Raw genomic sequence first — 3,997 nt, 5'->3', positions numbered from 1 at the left:
TGTAAGCAAGTATTTTAGTTTATTTTGAAGAACCGTAATCAGTTTTTGATTGCGGTTTTTTTTATGACCAATTTAGCTATTCTCTATGGTTTTAATAGCCTAGTTATATTCTTTGAATCATAATTTCAAAACTAACCTCTTCTTTTTTTGCAATTTTATCATCACTAAACTAAAAACCAATGACATTAAAACAGCAAATTTTTAAACAGCAGTTTTTTCTATTTTTAATAATAGTATTTACTGGGTTTTCTGCAACTTCTCAAATTACAATATCTAGTCTTGCAGAGTTGGCAAATGTAGCTTCACAATCCAATCAAATGGTTACGATGACTCCTGGGGTTTACGAAATGGCAGATTATCTTACACCAACAGTTATTTCGAACAACACTTCTGCAGATGAATTAGGGAGACGAGCTATGATTCGTTTTAGCGGAAGTAATAATACCTTCGATTTAACGGGAGTAACAATTAATGTTGATACTGAATTGTTAAACGATTTAGGTGGGAGTGTAATAGAGTTTCATTTTACAGGAAACCATATAAACTTTAAAGGCTTAATAGTTACCGATATTGGCAATAGTCCTACGGCTAGTGGTGGACAATCTATGACTGTTTCTGGCGACAATATTACCATAGAAAATGTAACCTTAAACATGAGTGGTTCATCGCCTTATGGTTATGGCGATTTACTTGGTAAAGGAGGCGGCAGCTTAGTTGCGATGAGAAAACATAGCGGTTTGCTAGTAGGTGGGTTAGATGTGTCTATTATTGGTTGTTCAATTTATTCAACTTCATTTGGGCATTTATTTTTTGTTCAAGGCGGGCGCAATGTTTTGTTTCAAGATTGTTACGCCGAAGCCGTGACACGAACAACAGACGATATGCTAGCTGAAACATCGGGACCTGCATTCGATTTAAATTTTGAAGCGGTATACCCAAATTATGATGGCGAAAAAGTAATTACACCAGGATATACAAAATCTTTGAGCGAAGTTGGTTTCCGAACTTATGGTTCTGGGGCAGGACATGATACCGAAGGTGTAACTTTAATAAATTGTACGGCGCGAAATGCGCGTGTTGGTTTTGCTTTGGAAATTGGTGGGCCTATATTAATTCAAAATTGCGAAGCTACTGGCTGTGAATCTGGGTATAATTTAAATAACGCAACGGTGCAGAATAGTCGTGGCGATGCAGTAAACGGGCCTTTGTTATATCTTTCTGGAGACAATTCTGAAGTAGAACTGGCTTTAATGCCAACTTTACCAACTACAACCTTGCATGCGGTAGCAACAATAGCAGGAAATAACAATAATGTAACCTTAACCAAGTGGAACGACGAAACTAGAACTCAAGATCATAAAATTTTGGTTGGGGGAACACGACCTACAGGGACTAACCCTTTTTCGCCTTTAGGTACAGGAGCTACTGCTTCGGTAACTTTAAATAATTGCACTGATATGCCTGTTGAAATACTTTCAACAACATCTTCAAGTGTAATTAATACTACAGGTTCGGTTACCGATAACGGAACAGGAAATACCGTAATTACTAATTCATGTGAAGGGATTCAGAATTTAGATTTTGAAGATGATACTTATACATACCGTGTGTTAGGCACAAACCCTAATCAATGTGAAGTTACTGGTTTTGTATCAGGAAAAGATATAGCAAATGCAGTAATTCCAGAACAGGCAAATAATGAGACTATTCCGTTTAATGTGGTATCGGTTGGTGTATCAGCTTTTCAAGATAATATTATAATCACAAATGTTACGTTGCCTAACGGGGTTGATAATATTGGTACAAGTGCTTTTCAAAGTTGTACAAATTTAGTGTCTGTAAATCTTCAAAATATAAAAACATACGGCAATCATAGTTTTAATGGATGTTCAAATTTAGTGTTGGCGCCTCTCGATTTTTCGAATACAACTAATGTAGGCGATTATTGTTTTATGAATTGTGCTAAAATAACCGCCGTTACAGTACCAGGGACTGTTACTTTGGGTGTTGGTGCATTGCGAGCAACAGGAATTACATCGTTTGTTATACCTAGCGAGTGGACCGTTTTACCAGATCAAATGATTAGAGATTGTAAAGCAGTTACTCAAGTTAATATTCCTAGTACAATTACTACTATGGGTGTGGCTTCGTTTAGAGGCTGTACTGGAATTGTAAATGTTCAAGTTAATTGGACAGATCAAGCGAGTATAGCAGATGCAACAGTAAATAATTTATTTAATGGCTTAACACTAAGTAATATAAATTTATTAGTACCTGATAATACAATCGCTTATTATGAAGCGGCGCCGGTATGGACAGATTTTAACATACAACAAGGAGTTTTGGGAGTAGATGAGTTTAATTACGAAGACGTTTTTAATTTGTTTCCTAATCCTACAACTAATTTGGTTTATGTTAATAATTTAAAAATGCAAAATATTTCTATTTCGGTTTTCGATTTAAACGGTAGAACGTTATTAAATAGAAAAGCTAATACACTTCAAATACCAATAAATTTGTCTGGTTTTAAAACAGGAATGTATTTGCTTAAAATAAAAAATCAAAATGGTGAGTTTGTAAAGCGAATTGTAAAGCAATAGCAACAAATACACTAGTCTTTAGTTTTAGTTGAAAATACCGTTGCACTTTTTGTGACGGTTTTTATTGTTAAAAACAATACGAAGAAAATTTTTGATAACAAGTTATGCTTTAAAGTGTTCTATTTTAAAGGGATGAACATAATTTTATAGGTTTTGAATCATAATTTAAAGCATAAAATCTAGGTTTTTTACATCTTGTAGGTAACTAATCTAAATTAAATTAATTATGAAAAAAACATTACAATTTTTAATGGTTGTATTATTTACTGCGTCATTAACAGCTCAAACTTTCGATGATGGAACCTTTACGTATAATGTTATCGATACCGATAATAATTATTGCGAAGTAACTGGTTGGGTTAATTTACCTACCGAAAATGTAGATGTTGTAATTCCAGGAACAGCAATGAATGGATTTGCACCCTTTACCGTAACTAAAATTGGCTTAGGAGCTTTTAGTTGTAATACAGCAGCTAATCGAGGAGCAGGTCATACAGAAAACACTTTTATTCAAACCGTTACTTTACCACAATCGGTTACAATTTTCGATGCACATGTATTTAGAGACAACCCAAACCTTACTTCAATCAATCTTGACAATGTTGTCGATTTAGGAAGTAATGCTTTTGTTGCTTGTACTGGTTTAACTGGAGAAATTAGTTTGCCAGTTTGTACAAATCTTGGAGCTTACCCATTCTTTAATTGCAATAATATAGAATCAATTAGTGCTCCTGTTGCCGAAACTGGTGGTGCAGGTGTTTTTTACGGAATGGATGGTGTTAAAGAATATAATGTTCCTGCAAGTCTTATGTCTATAGGTAATCTGTTTTTAGGTGATGATGATACTAGTAACGCTTTAGAGCAAGTACAACTTAATTGGGATGCAACGCAACTTGCTGCAGTTAACTTTGCTAATGATTCTAAATTTTTTAGAAATGAATGGGCAGATAGTGGTAATGGTGAGCCAGGAACAGGAACAAAGGCTTATGGCGATATGACAGTTGCAGACCTTACAGGTTGGTTTGCAGGTACTCCTGTAAAAATATATGTGCCAGTTGGCTCAAAGCAAGCTTATTTAGATCATATTTCTTGGTGTAGATTTCCTGAAGCAAACATTATAGAAGGTACAGCGCCTGTATTAAGCACAAAAACTGTTGAAGCTAAGGCTTTAGGGTTTAATGTGTATCCAAACCCAGCTACTAATATTGTGTCTATTAAAAATGCAAAGGCATTAAATGCAGAAGTTGAAGTGTTAGACTTAAACGGTAGAATTTTATTAAATAAAAATGCAACTAATAATTTAACCGAAATAAATATATCAAACCTTAAAACAGGTATGTATTTATTTAAAATTAAAACTCAAGATAATGAGTTTGTTAAGCGAGTAGTAAAACAAT

Annotated in this window: 2 protein-coding genes; both read left to right on the top strand. The window is 34.3% G+C overall.

Annotation, left to right across the window (positions count from 1 at the left end; genetic code table 11):
• Positions 1-179: 179 nt before the first annotated feature.
• Positions 180-2,600: a leucine-rich repeat domain-containing protein gene (locus tag PW52_RS17285; protein ID WP_052823546.1), complete on the top strand. Its 2,421-nt coding sequence runs from the start codon at positions 180-182 to the stop codon at positions 2,598-2,600.
• A 226-nt stretch (positions 2,601-2,826) separates the two neighbouring features.
• A partial coding sequence (locus tag PW52_RS16825; protein WP_044634150.1) for a leucine-rich repeat domain-containing protein occupies positions 2,827-3,997 on the top strand: 1,171 nt, incomplete at its 3' end.

The organism is Neotamlana sedimentorum (assembly GCF_000943565.1).
Lineage (GTDB): Bacteria > Bacteroidota > Bacteroidia > Flavobacteriales > Flavobacteriaceae > Neotamlana > Neotamlana sedimentorum.
The sequence above is the reverse complement of the archived record's forward strand: the minus strand, read 5'-3'. Positions and strand labels throughout refer to the sequence as shown.

Coding starts and splice junctions, on each gene's coding strand:
- PW52_RS17285 (WP_052823546.1), top strand. CDS start 180: ATGACATTAAAACAGCAAATTTTTAAACAGCAGTTTTTTCTATTTTTA.